The organism is Campylobacter concisus, assembly GCF_015229965.1.
Lineage (GTDB): Bacteria > Campylobacterota > Campylobacteria > Campylobacterales > Campylobacteraceae > Campylobacter_A > Campylobacter_A concisus_BD.
Genome location: NZ_JAAKZB010000005.1, coordinates 1 through 19,379 on the forward strand (window position 1 = coordinate 1; position 19,379 = coordinate 19,379).

Below are 19,379 nucleotides of genomic sequence, written 5' to 3' on the forward strand. Positions count from 1 at the left end.
TCTCCCTTACTGGGATGTTGGAAAAGTAGGTCGTTGCGGGCTTTGTTTTTATCTGCTTTAATTCTTATATTATTTGATCCTAGTTTTTATTAGTGTTTATTTCTGTTTAAGTATAAAATATTAAATTCTTTTACTTGTTTTTATATTAATTTCTTCAAGTTTATAGTTTATAATCTGATTTTTTTGAACTGAGTTTTAGGTAGTTAGATTAAAGTTCTAATATATGCGATCATAAAATTTGGGATCTTTATTCCATTGGTTGTTAAAAAATACCCGAACCTTATCATGTTATTAATGCCAAAGGCGACAGCATGGTATTGCTAATGGTGAACTTTTTTATAAATGTGGTAAATACAGGTGGCATAATAAGCTGCAATGTACACGTCATAAATATGCGGCGGCGTATTCGTAAAACTATTAGAAAAAAATCAGATAGCGAATGTTATAGCTCTATTTTTGGATAATGAAGAATATAAACCCTATCATAATAGACGGCAAAAATTTAGAAAATTGCGCTATTGTATGGGTCGTGACGCATAACAGAAAAAGGAGTTGCTTAAAGGGACTTTGAAGCTATTTGAAGCTTTAGACTTTCAAATGCAAAAAATGCCTAAATTTTGCATTTTGAGTTTCCTATTTTTCTCCATGTCCTCATCTGCTAAAATAACGATCTTAACGCTATTTACTCCATATTTTTATCTGTTCTTTTTACCTTTTGAATAAGATTTATCACTTAGCTATTTGATATTAGCATGACATCTAAGCTGATCTGCAATATTGCGGTCAAAAAGTTATTTTTTGAGGTGATGTGTTGATAGTTTCTGTGTTTATTGTTCTTGCTAAAGTTTTATTACATACTAACGAACGTGATGTTAAATTTATTAAATTTAACACTGCCTCATGCAAAAGTTTATACTTATATTAAGCTAAACGAAAAGTATTAAGTTATATTATTTTTTTAAGATTTATTAAATTTTTTTAAAGGAGAGCGTATGAAACTAGCATTTTCAAAAGCTGTTTTGGTAGCAGCTGGCGTTGCCTTATTCGCAGGCTCACTCTTAAACGCAGAGGATAAATTTAGCCCAGTTATTGTCATACATGGTGGCACTAGCGGACTTGAGCTTACTAAAGATGAGTTTAAAGTGCGCGAAGAGCCTATGAAAAAGTCGCTTTTAGCTGGACAGGCTGTGCTTGAAAAAGGTGGTAGCGCGATGGATGCAGTTACGGCAGCCATTATGGTGTTAGAAGACGATCCAAATTTTAATGCTGGCAAGGGCGCAGTATTTACAGCTGATGGCTTTAATGAGCTGGATGCCTCGATCATGGACGGCTCTACTAAAAAAGCAGGCGCAGTCGCTATGGCAAGGCATATCAAAAACCCTATCCTTGGCGCAAGAGTCGTAATGGACAAGACTTGGCACACGCTTGTTGCTGGCGAGGGAGCTGACAAGCTAGCCAAAGAAAACGGCCTAGAGATGGTTGATCAAAAGTACTTTTTCACACAGTTTAGGTATGACGCACTCCAAAGGGCTAAGGAGAAACAAAAGCTCATGCTTGATAGTGAAAAGACAAAGAAAACTTCGCTAAATTTATATGAGCGACCATATCTTGGTACTGTTGGAGCGATAGCACTTGATAAAAATGGTAACCTAGCCGCAGCAACCAGCACCGGTGGTATGACAAATAAAATGACTGGCCGTATAGGTGATAGTCCGATAATTGGCTCTGGAACCTATGCAGATAATGACTCGGTGGCAGTCTCTTGCACAGGCACAGGTGATATCTACATGCGTGTAAATGCTGCTCATGAGGTCTCAGCCCTTTATAAATACAAAACTTCAGATGTGCAAAAAGCAGCCGAAGAGGCTGTAAAAGAGGTAGCAGCACTAGGTGGCAGTGGTGGTATCATCTCTATTGATAAGTCTGGCAAGACAGGCTTTGCTTGGACTAAAGATAAACTTGGTATGTATCATGGTGAGGCAAGACTGGGAGCCAAACCAGTTGTTTACTGGCCACTTGGCGAGAAATGATCAAAATAGCTAGGTCGGATTATATCCGGCCTAGTTTTTAAAGGGAGAAAGTTTATTAAAATATATAAATTGCTCCAAGAACGATAAATGCTCTTAGGCAAAAACCGCCAATTAAATTTATATTAAGTGTTATCTTATCTAGCCAACTTTTATAAAATTCTCTTGGTTTTTAAAAAATGGTTTTAGTGCCTCATAGGCTGCTTGGATCTTTTTAAATTTAGCGTTATACTCGTTTTTGATGCTTTCACTCTTGTTTGAGTGCCTGTCTGGGTGGTAAATTTTAGCAAGGGCTAGGTAGCTATCTCTTACGGTTTCGAAGCTATCGCTATTTGAGCAGCCTAAAATTTCAAAATTTTCTTCTAGTAAATTTGCCAAAGCGCTGAAACGACTTTTAAATTTGGCCGAGTTTTGGACCTTATAGTTTCTCTTAAACTCTTTAAATTTGACTTCATTGTAGTTAAAATTTACTATAAATTTTAGATGCTCGCGTCTTGAAATGATCTTTTCAATCAAGCCAAAGTCGCTTTCTTTTTTTATCTTTAGGCTAAATTTATGATTTTTCTCGTCAAATTTAGACTCATTGACTTTGAAATTTTGCAAAATGTAGCTAGCAAAAGCTCTTGGAGTGTTGTTTAGCGTAAAGATCATCTCGTCATTAAAAAACTCAATGTCGATATTGTAGATGTTTGTCAGAGCATTTCTTTGCACTAAAGATAGTTTTATGGTTTTGTATTTTGCAAAGGTCACGTCAAGCTCGTTGCCCTGTTTTTCATAGAGTTTTTTTATAAATTTTAAAAAGCATTTTCGCTGCGGGATCTCGCTCTCTTCGTAAAAAGAGATGATCTTATCTTTGTTTGCTAGGGTTTTTGTGAAATTTTTACTTATCAGTGCGCGAAGCTCGCAAAAAAGAGCGTCGCTATCGGTTAAAATGCTTAAAGATTCTAAAGTTTGGGTTATATTCATGGGTTTCTCCATTCAAAATATCCCTATTTAAAGCAACTAGCGTTCCAAAGTTAAATTTTTCTGATATTACTATCTTTTGTATATGCCAAAAACTCATCTCTTAGCTTTTGTTCTTTGTGTAAGATCGCCTCCTCTTTTGTGTGAGAAATGGCCTCTTTTTGGGGCTTTTTTGCCACTCCTTGCTCTTTTGTAAGCTCTTTTTTGATCTCTTTTAGGCTATCGAAAAAATCGTTCATTTTTGCTCCTTTTGCTCAAAGGATTTTACTAAAAAGGTTATAAATTTAAAATGAATACAATCTCTTTTTAAGGAAAGTTTGGTTAATATCACAACTTAATTTTTCATGTGCGCTCGTAGCTCAGCTGGATAGAGCATTTGATTGCGGTTCAAAAGGTCAGAGATTCGAATTCTCTCGGGCGCACCATCCTTTTCTCCCCAAATTTTATTTTCAGACCACTTTTGAGATTAGTTAAATTTATAAAAAACTCTATTTAGATATAGTCCTTCAGCAGGTGCTGGTATGCGAGTTAGAGCAGGACGTCCATTTAGTGAAGCTTTGATGAGATCGCTGCCGTCTTTTTGCTTTAGCGCTTTTAACAAATTTGCAACCATGAGGCGCACTTGACCGCGTAAAAAGCCATTTGCCTTAAAAACGATGATAGTTTGCTCTTTGTATGCGTAGCAAAACGCTTTGTAAATTTCTCGCACTGGGCTTTTTGTGTCGCTTCCGGTTTTCATATATGCGCTAAAATCATGCTCGCCGATAAAATTACGCAAAATTTCATTTGCTTTTTTGGTATCAAATTTAGGCAAAAATACCTTGTAGTTTGAGCTAAAAACATCAAATTTACCGTGATCTATCACATATCTATATGACCTTGCGACCGCGTCAAATCTAACCTGAAAGCTATCATTCACTAAATTTATGCGTTTTATGTGAATGCTTGGATGTGCGTGGTGGTTTATAAGATCTTTTAGGCGATTTAAATCTTTAAAGTGATCGCCGCAAACGACGCTTGAGCTTTGGTTGTTTGCGTGCACGCTTTTATCGGTGCGCGAGCTAGAGACCACTCTTTCGAAAATGCCAACGTGAGCTAGGGCGCGCGCAAGCTCATCCTCTACACCGTTTTCATGCGGCTGAGTCTGTGAGCCTTGAAATTTCGAGCCATCGTAGCTGTAGATTAGCTGAATTTTCATCAGTATCTTCGTGTGATCTTGGCTTTATAAAGCAAGACGCCAGCTAGTAAAAATACGAAAAATATGAGTGGTATCGCAAGCGCTGGCTTTGATGAAAAGAGCATTATGAGCGTAAAATATCCAAACAAAACGCCAAAAGTGCCCACATAGACCATGCCCTTTTCATATCTATATGTGACGATACCAAGGCTGATAGCAAAAAGCGTGCTAGCAAGTGGGAAGAGGGACACTAGGACGTAGGTGCTAAGGTCTTTTCGGCGTTTATCGCTGCTAGCTGCATCCATCCAGTACTCTTTGATGCTGCCAACGTCGCTTATCTCCTCGCTTTGGGCGGTTCTTATCTTCATTGATTTGAAGTTGCTTTGGTGATAAATTTCGTCTCTCATATCATACATTTTGCCCTCGTTTAAAGAGAGCTCTACACTTTGACCCACGTTTATGATCTTTGCGTTTTTGGCGGTTATTAGGCGCTGTGAGTCTTTGACAAAGGGATTAAACATCACAATATCTTTGTAGGTTGTGCCATTTTTGTCTTCGCTTTCGCTGCCCACATAGACCATCCAGTCGGAGAATTTTTGTCCAAACTGGGTTGGCTTTAAATTTAGCTTAGCAACCGTCTTTTTATAGTCGATGAAATTTGCGTTTAGCTGGGCGGCTATTGGTATCATGACGATGGCAACTACCAGCAAGGCAGAGCTTAAAAGGGCTGAAAAAGCTAAGAAAAATCTTGCGATCTTATTTGGCGAGCCACCAAGCGTAAAGATAACGATGCTTTCATTCTCTTTTGATAGCCTAAAAAGCGTCATCGCAAGTGAGACGAAAAACGCGATAGGCACGACAAAGAGTAGCACGCGAGGGAGCATAAATGAGTAAAGTTTAAAGAGCTCGCCAAAGCTGATCTCGATGTATGAGGTGATACGCGCGATCTGGATGAAAAAGACGATCGACATGATCAAAAAAAGCGTACTAAATAGCGATGCGAACGTGCCTAAAAAGTTAAACAAAAGATATTTATTTACTCTACTCATAAATGAACCTTAAAATTTCTAAAATTTGCCCGTCAAAAGCGTAGGTGACAAGCAGCCCCAGGCTTAAAAACGGCACAAAGGCTAGCTCGTAGCCCTTTTTGCGAACGAGCGCATAGACTGGAAGCGTAAGAAGTGCGGCCAGATAGATCGCCACAAGGGCTAGCTTGGCTGGTAAAATGGCTCCGATGATCGCTGCGATAAAGATATCGGCACTGCCCATGGCTTCGCGTTTCATCGCATAGCTCACGACAAATCTAAGCGCCCAAAACAAAAGACCAAAGAGGATCAAATTTAAAATTTGAGCAAAATTTCCTTTAAAGATAAAAAGCAGCAGGGCGTAGCCAAATGCAAAAAATAGCGCTGCAAAAAGGAGTGGATCTGGCACGGCTTTATACCTTATATCTATTACGCTAAGGGCTAGTAGCATGATAAAGCAAAGTCCTAAAAATAGCGCATAAAGCAAAGTTTCTATGCTCAAAATTTCGCCGCACTCTTTAAAAAAGCAGATCAGAAAAAGTATCCCAGAGGCTAGCTCAACTAGTGGATAGACAAGGCTTATCTTTTGCTTGCAAAAGGCGCATTTGCCGCCTAAAAATAGCCACGAAAAAAGCGGGATATTGTGATAAAAATTTAGCTTGTGAGAGCACTTTGGGCAGTGTGAGGCTGGGAAATTTATACTTTCACTTCGTGGCAAGCGGTATATCAGTACATTTGAAAATGACCCCACACAGATGCCAAAAACAAAAGCAAAAACAGCAAAAAAGATGACCAAAATATCCATTATCTCACTAAACTCCGCCAAATCTTCGCTCTATATCTTTAAATTTAGCCACGATGCTTGCAAGCTCATCCTTGCCAAAGTCAGGCCAAAGTGTCGGCGTGAAAAATAGCTCCGCGTAGCTTGCCTGCCAGAGCATGAAATTTGAAAGCCTACTCTCGCCACCAGTTCTAACGAGAAGATCCACCGGCTCACTCTCATCAAGTGCCGCATTTAGGCTCGCTTCATCTATCTCGCAGCCTTTTAAATTTAGTTTTCGCACAGCTCTAATGATCTCATCTTTTGAGCCGTAGTTTATCGCTAAATTTAAAAGTAAATTTGTATTTTCCTTTGTCGCATTTTTGGTGATCTCTATCTCATTTTTTAGCTCGTCACTAAATGGCGAGATGTCGCCGATCGTGTTAAATTTGATCCCATTTTTTATAAAATCATCACACTTTAAAAGAAGAAATTTCTTAAGCAAATTCATCAAAAAATCAACCTCTTTTTGCGGTCTTTTCCAGTTTTCGGTGCTAAATGCGTAAAGGCTTAAAATTTTCACCCCATTATCGATACAAAATTCGCACATATCGCTCACCACATTTGCTCCGGCCTCGTGCCCATTTGTCCGCAAAAATCCACGCTTTTTCGCCCAGCGTCCGTTGCCGTCCATGATGATAGCGAGGTGGTTAAGTTTGTTCAATATCTAGCCTTTAAAGTCAATTATTTGCTCTTTTTTGCTCCAAAGAGCGCTTACGTTTTGCACCATAACTGCGGCGCTGAATTCGCTTTTTAGCAAGCTTGCGACGTTGCTAAATGGAGTTGCGATCTCACACAAAATTTCATCTTTAAATTTAAAAATAAGCGGCGCAAAATTTGAAAAAACAAGAAAAACTCTCATCTCATTTTTCTCTTTTTTTAGCTGGAAAATGCCGTTTGTGCCGCTATACGCAAATGGTATATGCACGACGTTTTCTTGCAGAGCAAAGAGCATTTTTGCTAGCACTCTCATCTCATCTTTTGTTTTAACTTCGCTTAAGTTTTTAAATAAATAGCTGTAAAGCCACGATAAATTCTCGTTTTTTACCAAATTTTCTATCAAATTTAGCCCGTCAGCCAAAACGTCCTCATCTAAAATTTTTGGCTTTTCGTATAAATTTTTTATGACGATGTTTTCGCCCTGACTATGCACCTCGCCCCAGTATCTAGAGCCCACGTTTAGCTCTTTTACGCTTTTTGTGTTTAAATTTTTATTTGCGAAATTTAAGATGTATCTGTTAAAGCCGACCTTTTGGCTAACTAAAATGCTAAGCGGCAAGGACGAATTTATCGCTACTAGCGGAGCTTGGCTGTTTTTTGCTATCTTTTGGACGCGTGAGATCTGCTCTATCATAAATTTGCTGCTAGCTCCACGATACGCCCTGCGATCTCGTCTTTTGAGGCAAGTGGCAGCAGGGTTTCGCCGCCCCTTGTAATGAAATTTACCTCGTTTTGTTCGCTTGCAAAGCTATTTTTCTCGCCTAAAATATTTAGACAAACTGCATCAAGCGCTTTTTTCTCTAACATCGATCTAGCGCTTTTAAGAGCGCTTTCGCTTGAAATTTCAAGCTTAAAGCCGATCTTTTTGCATCTAAACTCTTTTAAGCTTTGCAAAATATCGACATTTTTGTTTAGGCTTAAATTTAAGCTCTCTCCAACGTCCTCTTTTTTTATCTTGCCATCTATCTTTGTCGATACAAAATCGCTCACCGCAGCGCACATTACAAGCAAATTTGCGCCCTCGCACTCACTTTTGCAAAGCTCTAAAAGCTCGCTACTTGAGCTAAATTTAAGGCTAAGAAACGGCTCGTTTGCGGTTTCAAAACTAGCAAGCAGTTTTACCTCTGCACCTGCGTAGTAAAAGGCTCTAGCCAAGGCTCTTGCCATCTTTCCGCTTGAGAAATTTGTAATGGCTCTAACATCATCTATCTTTTCAGTTGTCGCGCCACCAGTTATCACTACTTTTTTGCCTGCGAAAAGTGGCTTGCTAAGCCTTTTAATGGCAGCTTCTACTATCACTTCAGGACTTGCTAAAGCACCCTTGCCAACGTCGCCACAAGCTAGAGTTTTAAGCACTGGCTCAACCACTAAAGCGCCGTTTTTCTTTAAAATTTCAAGCGAATTTTGCGTCGCAAAATGCTCGATCATATTGTTATTTGCAGCTGGGGCAACGACTAAAGGTACGTGCGAGGCGGCGATTAGCGTTTGCATAAAGACATTGTCACAGATACCAGCTGTTAGCTTATTTATCGTATTTACCGAGGCTGGCGCTATTAAGATTAGATCCATTTTAGAATAGGCTATGTGATTTACACCATCTTGCCAGTTTTGCGTTTGTGAGCTTAAAATTTTATGCTCGCTTAGCGCCTCAAAGCCGCTTACACTACAAAATTCAAGCGCTCCGTCACTTAAAGCCACATAAACATCAGCGCCTTGCTTTTTAAGCAGTGATAAAATTTCGTAAGCTTTATAAAAGGCGATACTGCCGCAAACAGCAAGTAAAATTTTCTTATTTTTTAACATCGTCTTTGCCAAAGAATTTCTCAAAAAAGCCGCTTTTGTTCTCTTGGCGACCTCTGCTGATAGCTAGAGCGCCGCTCTCAACGTCTTTTGTGATGGTGCTACCAGCTGCGATGATGACGTTATCAGCGATATTTACAGGGGCAACTAGCTGTGTATCTGAGCCAACAAAGACATTTTTGCCGATCTTTGTTTTATATTTTGCTTTGCCGTCGTAGTTGCATGTGATCGTGCCACAACCGATATTTGTGCCACTTTCTATCTCGCAGTCGCCAAGATAACTTAGGTGTCCAGCTTTTACGCCGCTAAGAACGCCTTTTTTAACCTCGACGAAATTGCCTATGTGTGTGTCAGAAATTTCAGAATTTGGCCTTATGTGAGCTAGTGGGCCGATGTCTGAGTTTTTGATGATGCTACTTTCTATCACTGATGAGCTTTTGATGATGCTCTCAGTGATGACGCACTCGCCAAGGATACTTACGTTTTCTTCGAGCACGCACTCGCCTTCAAATTTGGCCCTGCTATCTATGAAAATGCTCTCAGGCATGCGCATCAAAACGCCAGCTTTCATCAAATTTTGCTTTATCTCATCTTGCATTATTTTTTCGGCGATGCTTAGCTGAAATTTATCATTTATGCCCATGAAATTTTGCTCATTAACATTTACTGCAACGCACTTTAAACCTTTTTCATTTGCTATTTTTATGGCGTCAGTTAAGTAGTACTCTTTTTGTGCGTTTTGGTTGCTTATGAGCGGTAAAATTTGCTCTAGCGCCTCGCGTTTAAAGCAGTAGCAACCAGCATTTACGCTTTTTATAGCAAGTTGCGCTTCGCTCGCATCTTTTTGCTCGACGATGGCCTCAACTTTGCCGTTTTTTATGATAACTCTGCCGTAGCCAAAAGGATTTGCTGCTTCAAATGAGCTCATAACCACGTCTGCTTCGGCATTTGCTAGACGCATAAGGTCAGTTGATCTAACAAGTGGCATGTCGCCGCAAGTGACAAGTACCTTTTCACCGCTTAAATTTACGCCCTTTATAGCGCCAGCAGTGCCTGGGAAATTTGCTAGATCTTGCTCAAAAATTTTAGTTTGAGGGAAAATTTCTTTTATCTTTTTGCTAATTAACTCTTTTTCGTAGTGAAGCACGACGCTAACGTCATTTGTGATCGCATAAGCTTGCTTTAAGATATGAATGATCATTGGCTCGCCACACAGCTCAAATAGCACCTTTGGGCGTTTTGATTTCATCCTGGTACCAAGACCAGCTGCTAGGATTATGATTGAAGTATTATTGTTCATTTTTAAGCCTTTTAACGTTAAAAATTTCGCAGATTGTAGCAAAAAATGGCAAACATTTTTTTTAATTTAACGATTGTTTCAACAAAAAGCTAATAAAATAGCAATTCTTAAGAATTTATAAATAAAGCGAGTTTAAATGGATTTAGGAACCGTCGTCGGCTGGGTTTTGACCCTGGTGCTTTTGTTTGGATCAATGGCGATAGGCGTTGGTATAGGACCATACATCGATATCCCTTCTGTGATGATCGTTTTTGGTGGTACTATCGGCGTTATGATGGTTGGCTTCAAGATGGAGACGCTTAAAGGTGTTGGTAAATTTTATGGTGTCGCTGTTAAGCCATCAGTTGTTGTAAATTTACCTGAGACTATAAAAAAAGTAGTTGATTACTCAACCAAAGCTAGGCGAGATGGTATTTTGGCACTTGAGAGCGAAGTAAATAACGAATCAAATCAGTTTTTAAAAAAAGGTCTATCTATGGCGGTCGATGGCAATGAGCCAGATGCGATCAGAGCGCTTTTAGAGATCGATATCGATCAGACTAGCACAAGACATGCCAATAACATCAAAATTTTCGAGCAAGTTGGCGGTTTTGCAGGTGCGATGGGTATGATAGGTACGCTGATTGGCCTTGTTGCGATGCTTCTTAACATGTCAGACCCTAGTGCGATCGGTCCATCTATGGCGGTTGCCTTGCTTACGACACTTTATGGTGCGATGATAGGTAACATCATCGGCTCACCTGTTGCAAATATCCTCTCGATTCGCGATGCTGATGAGGCGCTTGAGAAGCAAGTCATTTTAGAGGGTATCATGGCGATACAAGCAGGGGATAACCCAAGAACGCTTGAAGCTAAGCTTTTAGCATTTTTACCTCCAAAAGATAGAAAAAGTCAGTTTGAATAATGGGTAAGTTAATAAAACCAGAAGAGTGCCCAAAGTGTATGCCTGAGTGGCTGGCTGCCTTTGGTGACCTTATGTCGCTCCTACTTTGCTTCTTCGTTTTGCTCCTTTCTATGGCGACGATGGATGCTAAAAAGATGGAGGCTGCTGTTGGCTCGCTAGCTGGTGCGCTTAGCGTGCTTGAGGGTGGCGCAAGACCCGATAGTCAGGTAGAAAAAGAGACAGATCCTGAAAGCAGACGCACTCCAAAGCCAAAAGCTCAAAAAGGCGCTCAAAATGAGGTCACTTCGACTGTTAAAAAGATAAATGAGCTACTAACGGCTAGTGGGGCACCTGAGGTCACGATGGAGGAGAGCGAGGATGGCTTTATCGTTAGGCTTCCAGCTGCGATGCTCTTTGACAAAGATAGTGCTGAAATTTCTGGCGAGGATGCGAAGCTCTTTTTAAAGCGAATAGGCATGATCATAGCCAAAATGCCAAATGAGGTAAAAACAGATATCATCGGATACACTGATAATACAAATCCAAACAAAGACTCTATATACAAAAACAACTGGCAGCTCTCTACCGCAAGGGCACTAAGTGTGCTTGAAGAGCTAGTTAGTGACGGCGTGCCACAAGAGAGGCTTATCACTTCTGGTAGGGCATCTTTTGATCCTATCGCTAGCAACAGCACAGACGAGGGCAGAGCTAAAAACAATAGAGTGGAAATTCACTTCGTCTCGCTCGAGCCAAAAAATAAAGAGGCTACTAAGAAAAGTATCCTTGATACGAGGAATTAGTCGTGAAAGCACTGCTTAGCTTAGCGGTTTTGTTTTGTGTAGTTTTTGGCGCTGATCCTGCGCTACCAACTATCAATTTAAGCCTAAATTCACCGCAAAATGCCGAGCAGCTTGTAAATTCACTAAATGTTTTACTAATCCTCACCGCACTAGCACTCGCTCCTTCGCTCATCTTTATGATGACGAGCTTTTTGCGCCTTGTCATTGTATTTTCATTTTTGCGTCAAGCGATGGGCACGCAGCAAGTGCCACCTTCAACGGTGCTTATCTCGCTTGCGATGGTGCTTACATTTTTCATAATGGAGCCAGTTGGACAAAGAAGCTACGATGAGGGCATAAAGCCTTATATCGCCGAGCAGATAGGCTATGAGGAGATGCTTGATAAGAGTTTAAAGCCCTTTAAAGAATTTATGGTGAAAAACACTAGAGAGAAGGATCTTGCGTTATTTTTTAGGATAAGAAATTTGCAAAATCCAGCAAATATTGAGGATATCCCGCTAAGCATCGCGATGTCAGCCTTTATGATAAGCGAGCTAAAGACATCTTTTGAGATAGCATTTTTGCTCTATCTGCCATTTTTGGTTATCGACATGGTCGTAAGCTCCGTTTTGATGGCGATGGGTATGATGATGCTCCCTCCTGTTATGATCTCGCTGCCATTTAAGCTACTCATCTTCGTGCTAGTTGATGGCTGGAATTTGCTAATAGGAAATTTAGTAAAGAGCTTTCACTGATGAAAAAAATTTTATTAGCACTTTTACCTTTGGCGCTATTTGGATCAAACTTGAGTGAGATAGCAAACAAGGCCACTCAAAACGAAATTTCAAAGATCAAAGAGCTTGAGCTAAAAAGAGCAAATTTAAGTGACGAAGCGACATCAAGCGCCTACCTGCCAAGCCTTAGCCTAGAGGGCTCATACGGCAAAAACGCAAGCACCTTCCCAAGCATAGTCGCCAAAGAGTCAGCTGGCGTGCTGGCAAGGATTGATTTTTTACTATATGATGGTGGAGCTAGAGAGGCTAGGCTAAAGATGAGCCAGCTTTTAAAAAACAAAGCCGCCATCGCAAGCGATGAAGCCAAAAACTACCTTGCATTTAAGGCTGTAAATTTATACTTTAACGCCTGCGCACTTGAAAATATAATAGCTGCCAAAAACGCTCAGGCAAATTTCTTAAAAGGCGTTTTAGACAAGCTTGAAAAGGCGAACATTGCAGGGCTTGCCCCAAAAGATGAGCTAGAAAATGTGCGGGCAAAATACCACTTGGCAAACAGCGCGGAGCTTGAATACAAAAACAAAATGGAGCAAATTTTAAATGAGATAAATTTGCTAACAGGCGAGCAAATCGCGCCACTTAGTGGGGCAAAAATGGCTGAGATTAGCTCAAATTTAACTTCAAAAAACGCCGAGCTTGACAGACTAAATCAAGATATATCTTTAAGCGAGGCTAAGCTTAGCGAGATAAGAGCTGGCTTTTTGCCCCAAATTTCGCTTTATGACACCTATGGATTTTACAAAAATAACTACGACATCGACCTTGGCAAGTATAGCGCTTATCGCCCATATCTTGATAAATATCTAAAAGAGGATACACACGGCAATAAATTTGGCGTTAGCTTTAGGTGGAAAATTTTTGACTTTTTTGCCACTAGCAAGATGAGCCAAGCTAGCAAGATCGCGCTTGATGAAGCGAGGCTAAATTTAGAGTATAAAAAGCGTGAAAATGAGACCAAACTTAAAAATTTACAAAACGAGATCACAACTCTTAGCTCAAAGATCGCCTCGCTAAATGAGTATGTAAAAGCAAGCGATCTAGCGCTTAGAGCGAGCTTTGAGAAGTATAACTCTGGGCTTTTAGGATATAGCGACTTGCTTGAGGCGCTATCGCAAAAATTTGACGCCATTAGCCTTTTTGAAGGGGCGAAAGATGAGCTTGAGATAAAAAAGGCGGAGTATTTTTTTGAAAGCGGGGAGAGCATTTTAGAGAGGATTAGGGATTGAAAAAGCTGATAATTTTAATGATATTTTGCATTTTTTCATTTGCAGCAGAAGAGATTTTTGCTGATTTTGAAGTCTATGCTAAGCAAAGCTCAAAGCTTGCATTTGAGAGCAGCGGCAAGGTGGATAAAATTTTTGTAGATGTCTCAAGCCATGTTAAAAAGGGTGACGTGCTAGCTAGCCTTGATCAAACAAGCCTAGATATCGCTCTAAAAAAGGCAAAAAACGACCTAGCGCTTGCTAAAAATGCCAAAGAATTTGCTAAAAGCACCTTTAATAAATTTAGCCAAGTAAAGGACGTCACTTCAAAGCAAGAATTTGATGAGGTAAAGTATAAATTTGATGAGGCAGTTCTTAGGGTGCAAGCGGCTGAGATCGCCATTTTAAACGCAGATGATCATCTTAAAAAGGCTCTTTTAAAAGCTCCTTTTGATGGCGTCATAGCTAGTAAAAATGTCGAGCTTGGCGAGAGTGCTTCGCCGCTTCAGCCAGCCTTTGTCTTAAACTCCGAGGAGGCTAAAATTTTAATAGCGATCGATGAAAAATATGCAAATTTAGTAAAAGTTGGCGACACGTTTAAATTTAAGCTTGACGCAACAAACGAAGAAAAAGAGGTAAAAATCGCGCTAATTTACCCAGAAATTAAGCGAGAGACTAGGAAGTTTTACGTCGAGGCTTATGACACTGGGCTAAAGCCAGGCATGTTTGGTCAAGGAAAAGTGATAATCGGCGAAAATAAATGATAAAAACAGCTATCAACCGCCCCATAACTACGCTTATGATATTTTTAAGTCTCGTTGTCTTTGGCATCTACTCGCTAAAGACGATGAATGTAAATTTATACCCGCAAGTAAATATCCCAATCGTTAAGATCACGACCTACGCAAACGGCGATATGAACTACATCAAGACAAAGATCACGCAAAAGATCGAGGACGAGGTCTCAAGCATCGAGGGGATAAAAAAGCTTTACTCAACCAGCTTTGACAACCTAAGCGTGGTAAGCATCGAATTTGAGCTAAACAAAGACCTAGAGAGCGCTACAAACGACGTCCGCGACAAGATGCAAAAGGCAAGGTTAAACGCAAACTACGAGATAGAAAAGCTAAATGGCCTCTCTTCAGCCGTCTTTAGCCTCTTTATCACAAGGCTTGATGGCAACGAAACTAAGCTCATGCAAGAGATCGATGATGTGGCAAAGCCATTTTTAGAGCGCATTAGCGGCGTTTCAAAGGTTAAGACTAATGGCTTTTTAGAGCCAGCGGTGAAAATTTTACTTGATAGATTTAAGCTTGATAAAAACGCCCTTAGCGCAAACGAAGTGGCAAATTTGATAAAGGTTGAAAATTTAAAAGCGCCGCTTGGCAAGATAGAAAATGAAAAAATCCAAATGGCGATCAAGTCAAATTTTAGCGCCAAAAGCATAGATGAGATAAGAAATTTAACGATCAAACAAGGGGTCTTTTTAAAAGATATCGCAAGCGTTGATCTCGCTTACAAAGATGCAAACGAAGCAGCGATAATGGATAAAAAAAGTGGCGTCTTGCTTGGCCTTGAGCTAGCTCCAGACGCAAACGCCCTAACCGTGATCGCCCTAGCTAAATCAAAGCTAGATCAGTTTAGAAGCCTGCTTGGCAGTGAATACGACGTAAAAATAGCTTATGATAAGAGCGAAGTGATACAAAAGCACATCGATCAAACCGCCTTTGATATGATCCTTGGCGTCTTGCTAACCATCGTGATTGTATATCTATTTTTAAGAAATTTCTCGATCACCATCATCTCAGTCGTGGCGATACCAACTAGCATCGTGGCGACATTTTTCATCATAAATGCCCTAGGATACGACATAAACCGCCTAAGCCTTATAGCGCTAACGCTTGGCATCGGAATTTTCATCGATGATGCGATAGTTGTCACTGAAAATATCGCTAGCAAGCTAAAAGATGAGCCAAATGCCCTAAAAGCAAGCTTTGCAGGCATAAAAGAGATAGCATTTAGCGTCTTTGCGATCTCGCTCGTGCTACTTTGCGTCTTTGTGCCAATAGCCTTTATGAGCGGCATCGTTGGCAAGTACTTTAACTCCTTTGCGATGAGCGTGGCAGCTGGCATCGTCATCTCGTTTTTTGTGAGCATCTTTCTTGTGCCAACACTAAGTGCTAGGTTTGTAAATGCCAAAGAAAGCGGCTTTTTTCTAAAGAGTGAGCCTTTTTTTGAGGCGCTTGAAAATGGCTATGAAAAGCTTTTAGCCTTAGCGCTTAAATTCAAACTCATATTTTTAGCCATAACGCTTGTGGTCGTTGTTTGCTCATTTGGACTGGCTAAATTTGTAGGCGGTGACTTCATGCCAAGCGAGGATAACTCGGAGTTTAACATCTACTTTAAGCTTGATCCTTCGCTTAGCCTGCAAGCTAGCAAAGAGAGGCTAAAAGATAAAATTTCACTCATAAATGCCGATCCTCAGGTCGCTTACGCCTACTTCATCCTTGGCTACACAGATGCCAAGCAGCCCTATCTTGTAAAGGCTTACGTTAGGCTAAAGGAGCTAAAAGATAGAGCTAATCACGAGCGGCAAAACGCCATCATGCAGAGGTTTCGTGACAAGCTAAAAAGTGACGATATGAGCGTCATTGTGGCTGACTTGCCAGTTGTTGAAGGTGGCGATGTGCAGCCAGTTAAGCTTACTATCACCTCTGAAAATGGCAAAGAGCTAGAGAAATTTGTGCCAAAGATTAGCAAAATACTAAAAGAGATAAATGACGCAACGGACGTAAATTCGCCCGAAGAAGATCTGCTAAAGCGCGTGCAAATTTCTATCGATGAAGATAAGGCAAAAAGGCTAAATTTAGACAAAGCCAGCGTTGCAAGCGCCGTTTATAGCGCATTTAGCCAGAATGAGGTCTCTGTTTTTGAAAACGAAAATGGCAAAGAGTATGAGCTTTACATGCGCCTTGATGATAAATTTAGAAGCGATACAAATGATATCTTAAAGACCAAGATAAGAAGCAATGAGGGCTTTTTTGTCACACTTGGCGACGTGGCGACGATTAGTTTTGAGCAAAAGCCAGCTAGTATTTCAAGGTTTAATAGAGCCGATGAGATCAAATTTCTAGCAAATACCAAAAATAACGCTCCACTAAATAGCGTGGCAAATGAAATTTCAAAGAAGCTTGATGAAATTTTGCCTGCAAATTTCAAGTATAAATTTCTTGGATTTGTGGAGCTGATGGATGATACAAACGCTTCGTTTATCTTTACAGTAAGTGCGAGTGCGGTGCTTATTTACATGGTGCTAGCTGCACTTTATGAGAGCTTTTTGCTACCATTTCTCATCATGCTTGCCATGCCGCTTGCCTTTTGTGGCGTCGTGATTGGCCTTTTTATAAGCGGCAATCCATTTAGCCTATTTGTCATGGTTGGCGTCATCTTGCTCTTTGGCATGGTCGGCAAAAACGCCATTTTGGTGGTTGATTTTGCAAACCACTTTGCAAATAGCGGCATGGAGGCAAACGAAGCTGTGAAAATGGCTGCTAAAAAGCGACTAAGGGCTGTTTTGATGACCACTTTTGCGATGATATTTGCCATGCTGCCACTTGCTCTTAGCAGAGGAGCTGGGTTTGAGGCCAACTCACCTATGGCTATAAGTATCATCTTTGGGCTCATTAGCTCGACTTTGCTAAGCTTGCTTGTCGTGCCAGTGCTTTTTGCATGGGTCTATAATCTTGATAAATTTATAAGAAAATTTTATGAAAGGGAGAGAATTTGAAGAAGATTTTGGCTGTTTTGCTCTTTGCTTTGCCTCTTTGGGCTGGAAATTTACTAGAGATCATCGCTCTGGCGCAAAGTGCGAAGCTTGAGAGTTTGAAAGAATTTAATAAAAATGAATATATAAATAAAAATAAGAGCAACAAGCTAAATTTATCCCTTGATGGCAGATATACCTTTGTGCCTGACGAGCTAAAGGGCGGATATATGACAAAGGCTGGCTCGATCACGGCAAAGGTCGAGTATCTCATCTTTGACGGCGGTGCGAGCGAGGCTTCGGATAAGATTTTAGACCACAAGGGCGTGGAGAAAATTTACAAAGATGAAGAGCTGATGAATTTAACCGCTTTTCAGGTCGCAAAGGTCTATTTTAACGCCGTTGCGCTAAATTCGCTGATAAATTTAGAGACAAAATTTGTAGATAGCTTTGCCAAGGCTGCAGCTGAAAATGAGTTTTGGTTTGAGTATGGCGAGATAGATAAGAGCGAATTTGATGCGATAAATTTCACCTTAAATAAAAAAAGATCTGAGCTAGACGAGCTTGGGCTTAAGCTAGCGGAGCTAAACTCAAGGATAAATTTGCTCTCAAACGGCGAAATCGGCTTTAATGCTGGCTCAAAGATAGTGATGCCTGATTTTAGTAAGGATGATCTAAGCGCCAAGCTTGGGGCTATGGAGCAAGAAAAATATATAAAAGAGCAAGAAAATGAGAAGCAAAAGAGTAAATTTGCTCCAAAAATTTACTTAAAAGATACGCAAAGTGTGAATAATAACAGCTTTAAAAAAGGCGAGAGGACGACTTCACAGATGGCTGAGGCATACGCTGATGCAAACAAGCCTAGAGTGGAGTTTGAGTGGAAGCTGCCAGATAGCCTAAGCCTTAGCAAGCAAAGCCAAACTAAGCGCATAGAGGAGCAAAAGGCCGCGCTTGATCTAAGCGACGAAGAAAACAGGATAATAGCTAGGCTAAAGGATCTAAGAGGCGTGATAGAGGGCTTAAGCGCTAGGCTAAATTTAGACTCGCTAAAGCAAGATAGCCTTGATAGCGACTTTAACGACCTGCTAAATGGCTATCTTAGCGGCAAGGTGAAATTTGAGCAGTTTTTGTTTGTGAGTGAGAAAAATTTTAGCGACAGGGCAAATTTCATTCTAAATGGCGATTTGCTCGAGCTAAACAAGCTTGAATACTTTTTTGAATGCGCAAGAAATATAAATGAGGTTGTGATAGAATGAATAAACTGATCTTTGTGACCATTTTATGGGCGTTTAGCTTTAGTTTGATAGGGGAATTTTTAGCTGGCAAGGTCGATAGCTATCTGGCTGTTTTTGTGCGTGTGACGCTTGCAAGCCTAGTTTTTTTGCCATTTACGAAATTTCGAGGTGTTAGTCCAAAGCTAGCCCTTGGCATAATGGGCATAGGTGCGGTGCAAATAGGGCTAATGTATCTTTGCTACTACAACTCGTTTTTGTATCTAAGTGTGCCAGAAGTCGCGCTTTTTACCATTTTCACGCCGTTTTATGTGACACTCATATACGATGCGTTTAGCTTTAAATTTAGACCGCTTTATCTCTTTAGCGTTGGCGTGGCGGTCTTTGGCGCACTTATCATCAAGTATGGCGCGATAAACGAAGGGGCGATAAAGGGCTTTTTGCTGGTGCAAGGCGCAAACATCTGCTTTGGAGCAGGGCAGAGTGCCTATAAGGCGCTTTTGGAGAGATATGACGTGGATCAAAAAAAGGTCTTTGGCTACTTTCACTTTGGAGCGTTTTTTGTGGCAGTGATCGCACTCATAACCCTTGGCAATCCAGCTAAATTTCACGTTGATCTAACCCAAACTTTGGTGCTTTTGTGGCTTGGAGCGGTCGCTAGTGGGGTTGGCTATTTTATGTGGAACAAAGGGGCTTGCGAGGTCGATAGTGGCGTGCTTGCCATCATGAATAACGCCCTCATACCAGCTGCTATCATCGTAAATTTAGTCTTTTGGCAAAAGGACACTAATCTAACAAGGCTTATTTTGGGCGCTGTGATAATGTATATCTCACTATTAATTCACAATAGAGTGATGAAATTTTACGGCGTAAAGGCCGCGTGAGGTTAAATTT

18 protein-coding genes and 1 tRNA gene are annotated in these 19,379 nt (G+C 40.5%); 10 read left to right on the top strand and 9 right to left on the bottom strand.

Going from position 1 to position 19,379, the window contains the following annotated elements; translation table 11 throughout:
- Window positions 1–992 precede the first annotated feature (992 nt).
- Window positions 993–2,030: an isoaspartyl peptidase/L-asparaginase family protein gene (locus G6W43_RS03225; RefSeq protein ID WP_194169137.1), complete on the top strand. Its 1,038-nt coding sequence runs from the start codon at window positions 993–995 to the stop codon at window positions 2,028–2,030.
- Window positions 2,031–2,168: 138 nt separating this feature from the next.
- On the opposite strand, the gene G6W43_RS03230 is transcribed toward G6W43_RS03225, so the two are convergent.
- Together G6W43_RS03230 and G6W43_RS03235 are read right to left on the bottom strand one after the other, a co-directional pair.
- The gene (locus tag G6W43_RS03230) at window positions 2,169–2,993 is read right to left on the bottom strand and encodes an adenylosuccinate lyase (RefSeq protein ID WP_103647043.1); all 825 of its coding nucleotides are present in this window, start codon (window positions 2,991–2,993) and stop codon (window positions 2,169–2,171) included.
- A 50-nt stretch (window positions 2,994–3,043) separates the two neighbouring features.
- Window positions 3,044–3,229 carry a hypothetical protein gene (locus G6W43_RS03235; protein ID WP_087581907.1) on the bottom strand — a complete coding sequence of 62 codons (186 nt, stop codon included), beginning with the start codon at window positions 3,227–3,229 and terminating at the stop codon, window positions 3,044–3,046.
- Between the two features lie 109 nt (window positions 3,230–3,338).
- Between G6W43_RS03235 and G6W43_RS03240 the strand changes: the two genes are divergently transcribed.
- Window positions 3,339–3,415 (top strand) — tRNA-Arg (locus G6W43_RS03240).
- 41 nt (window positions 3,416–3,456) lie between these two features.
- Here the strand turns inward: G6W43_RS03240 and truA are convergent.
- From truA to glmU, 7 genes are read right to left on the bottom strand one after another with little or no spacing between them, the layout of a single operon-like run.
- A complete protein-coding gene (gene truA, locus G6W43_RS03245; protein ID WP_103647042.1) occupies window positions 3,457–4,188 on the bottom strand; it encodes a tRNA pseudouridine(38-40) synthase TruA in 732 nt (243 codons plus the stop codon).
- The gene (locus G6W43_RS03250; RefSeq protein WP_103647041.1) at window positions 4,188–5,216 is read right to left on the bottom strand and encodes an LptF/LptG family permease; all 1,029 of its coding nucleotides are present in this window, start codon (window positions 5,214–5,216) and stop codon (window positions 4,188–4,190) included. The genes truA and G6W43_RS03250 overlap by 1 nt, the downstream gene beginning before the upstream one ends.
- On the bottom strand, window positions 5,209–5,997 hold the full coding sequence (locus G6W43_RS03255; RefSeq protein WP_194169193.1) for a prepilin peptidase: 789 nt from the start codon (window positions 5,995–5,997) through the stop codon (window positions 5,209–5,211). Before G6W43_RS03255 ends, G6W43_RS03250 begins: the two co-directional genes overlap by 8 nt.
- A gap of 7 nt (window positions 5,998–6,004) precedes the next feature.
- Complete coding sequence (gene uppS, locus G6W43_RS03260) at window positions 6,005–6,676, bottom strand: polyprenyl diphosphate synthase (protein WP_194169138.1); 672 nt, start codon at window positions 6,674–6,676, stop codon at window positions 6,005–6,007.
- A gap of 3 nt (window positions 6,677–6,679) precedes the next feature.
- Window positions 6,680–7,366, bottom strand: coding sequence for a hypothetical protein (locus tag G6W43_RS03265; RefSeq protein ID WP_194169139.1), 687 nt, complete (start codon window positions 7,364–7,366; stop codon window positions 6,680–6,682).
- Entirely contained in the window at window positions 7,363–8,535 is a 1,173-nt protein-coding gene (coaBC, locus tag G6W43_RS03270) for a bifunctional phosphopantothenoylcysteine decarboxylase/phosphopantothenate--cysteine ligase CoaBC (RefSeq protein ID WP_194169194.1), read from the bottom strand. The genes G6W43_RS03265 and coaBC overlap by 4 nt, the downstream gene beginning before the upstream one ends.
- Window positions 8,522–9,832, bottom strand: a complete 1,311-nt coding sequence (glmU, locus tag G6W43_RS03275) for a bifunctional UDP-N-acetylglucosamine diphosphorylase/glucosamine-1-phosphate N-acetyltransferase GlmU (protein WP_087583061.1) — start codon at window positions 9,830–9,832, stop codon at window positions 8,522–8,524. Before glmU ends, coaBC begins: the two co-directional genes overlap by 14 nt.
- 136 nt (window positions 9,833–9,968) lie before the next feature.
- Between glmU and G6W43_RS03280 the strand changes: the two genes are divergently transcribed.
- The 8 genes from G6W43_RS03280 to G6W43_RS03315 are packed head-to-tail and all read left to right on the top strand — an operon-like array spanning window position 9,969 to window position 19,369.
- Entirely contained in the window at window positions 9,969–10,736 is a 768-nt protein-coding gene (locus tag G6W43_RS03280) for a motility protein A (protein ID WP_004318159.1), read from the top strand.
- A complete protein-coding gene (locus tag G6W43_RS03285; protein WP_194169140.1) occupies window positions 10,736–11,515 on the top strand; it encodes a flagellar motor protein MotB in 780 nt (259 codons plus the stop codon). Before G6W43_RS03280 ends, G6W43_RS03285 begins: the two co-directional genes overlap by 1 nt.
- Window positions 11,516–11,526: 11 nt before the next feature.
- Window positions 11,527–12,249: a flagellar type III secretion system pore protein FliP gene (gene fliP, locus G6W43_RS03290; protein ID WP_196779718.1), complete on the top strand. Its 723-nt coding sequence runs from the start codon at window positions 11,527–11,529 to the stop codon at window positions 12,247–12,249.
- Window positions 12,249–13,514, top strand: a complete 1,266-nt coding sequence (locus G6W43_RS03295; RefSeq protein WP_194169141.1) for a TolC family protein — start codon at window positions 12,249–12,251, stop codon at window positions 13,512–13,514. Before fliP ends, G6W43_RS03295 begins: the two co-directional genes overlap by 1 nt.
- Window positions 13,511–14,254, top strand: a complete 744-nt coding sequence (locus tag G6W43_RS03300; protein WP_194169142.1) for an efflux RND transporter periplasmic adaptor subunit — start codon at window positions 13,511–13,513, stop codon at window positions 14,252–14,254. The genes G6W43_RS03295 and G6W43_RS03300 overlap by 4 nt, the downstream gene beginning before the upstream one ends.
- Window positions 14,251–17,277 carry an efflux RND transporter permease subunit gene (locus tag G6W43_RS03305; RefSeq protein ID WP_194169143.1) on the top strand — a complete coding sequence of 1,009 codons (3,027 nt, stop codon included), beginning with the start codon at window positions 14,251–14,253 and terminating at the stop codon, window positions 17,275–17,277. The genes G6W43_RS03300 and G6W43_RS03305 overlap by 4 nt, the downstream gene beginning before the upstream one ends.
- Window positions 17,274–18,509 (top strand): TolC family protein, encoded by a 1,236-nt coding sequence (locus G6W43_RS03310; protein ID WP_194169144.1) that lies wholly within the window; start codon window positions 17,274–17,276, stop codon window positions 18,507–18,509. The genes G6W43_RS03305 and G6W43_RS03310 overlap by 4 nt, the downstream gene beginning before the upstream one ends.
- Window positions 18,506–19,369 carry an EamA family transporter gene (locus G6W43_RS03315; RefSeq protein WP_021086718.1) on the top strand — a complete coding sequence of 288 codons (864 nt, stop codon included), beginning with the start codon at window positions 18,506–18,508 and terminating at the stop codon, window positions 19,367–19,369. The genes G6W43_RS03310 and G6W43_RS03315 overlap by 4 nt, the downstream gene beginning before the upstream one ends.
- Window positions 19,370–19,379: the final 10 nt, after the last annotated feature.

Bases quoted from the DNA above. Each gene is read 5' to 3' on its own strand.
- G6W43_RS03225 (WP_194169137.1), top strand. From the start codon at position 993: ATGAAACTAGCATTTTCAAAAGCTGTTTTGGTAGCAGCTGGCGTTGCC.
- G6W43_RS03230 (WP_103647043.1), bottom strand. From the start codon at position 2,993: ATGAATATAACCCAAACTTTAGAATCTTTAAGCATTTTAACCGATAGC.
- G6W43_RS03235 (WP_087581907.1), bottom strand. From the start codon at position 3,229: ATGAACGATTTTTTCGATAGCCTAAAAGAGATCAAAAAAGAGCTTACA.
- truA (WP_103647042.1), bottom strand. From the start codon at position 4,188: ATGAAAATTCAGCTAATCTACAGCTACGATGGCTCGAAATTTCAAGGC.
- G6W43_RS03250 (WP_103647041.1), bottom strand. From the start codon at position 5,216: ATGAGTAGAGTAAATAAATATCTTTTGTTTAACTTTTTAGGCACGTTC.
- G6W43_RS03255 (WP_194169193.1), bottom strand. From the start codon at position 5,997: ATGGATATTTTGGTCATCTTTTTTGCTGTTTTTGCTTTTGTTTTTGGC.
- G6W43_RS03265 (WP_194169139.1), bottom strand. From the start codon at position 7,366: ATGATAGAGCAGATCTCACGCGTCCAAAAGATAGCAAAAAACAGCCAA.
- coaBC (WP_194169194.1), bottom strand. From the start codon at position 8,535: ATGTTAAAAAATAAGAAAATTTTACTTGCTGTTTGCGGCAGTATCGCC.
- glmU (WP_087583061.1), bottom strand. From the start codon at position 9,832: ATGAACAATAATACTTCAATCATAATCCTAGCAGCTGGTCTTGGTACC.
- G6W43_RS03280 (WP_004318159.1), top strand. From the start codon at position 9,969: ATGGATTTAGGAACCGTCGTCGGCTGGGTTTTGACCCTGGTGCTTTTG.
- G6W43_RS03285 (WP_194169140.1), top strand. From the start codon at position 10,736: ATGGGTAAGTTAATAAAACCAGAAGAGTGCCCAAAGTGTATGCCTGAG.
- G6W43_RS03295 (WP_194169141.1), top strand. From the start codon at position 12,249: ATGAAAAAAATTTTATTAGCACTTTTACCTTTGGCGCTATTTGGATCA.
- G6W43_RS03305 (WP_194169143.1), top strand. From the start codon at position 14,251: ATGATAAAAACAGCTATCAACCGCCCCATAACTACGCTTATGATATTT.
- G6W43_RS03315 (WP_021086718.1), top strand. From the start codon at position 18,506: ATGAATAAACTGATCTTTGTGACCATTTTATGGGCGTTTAGCTTTAGT.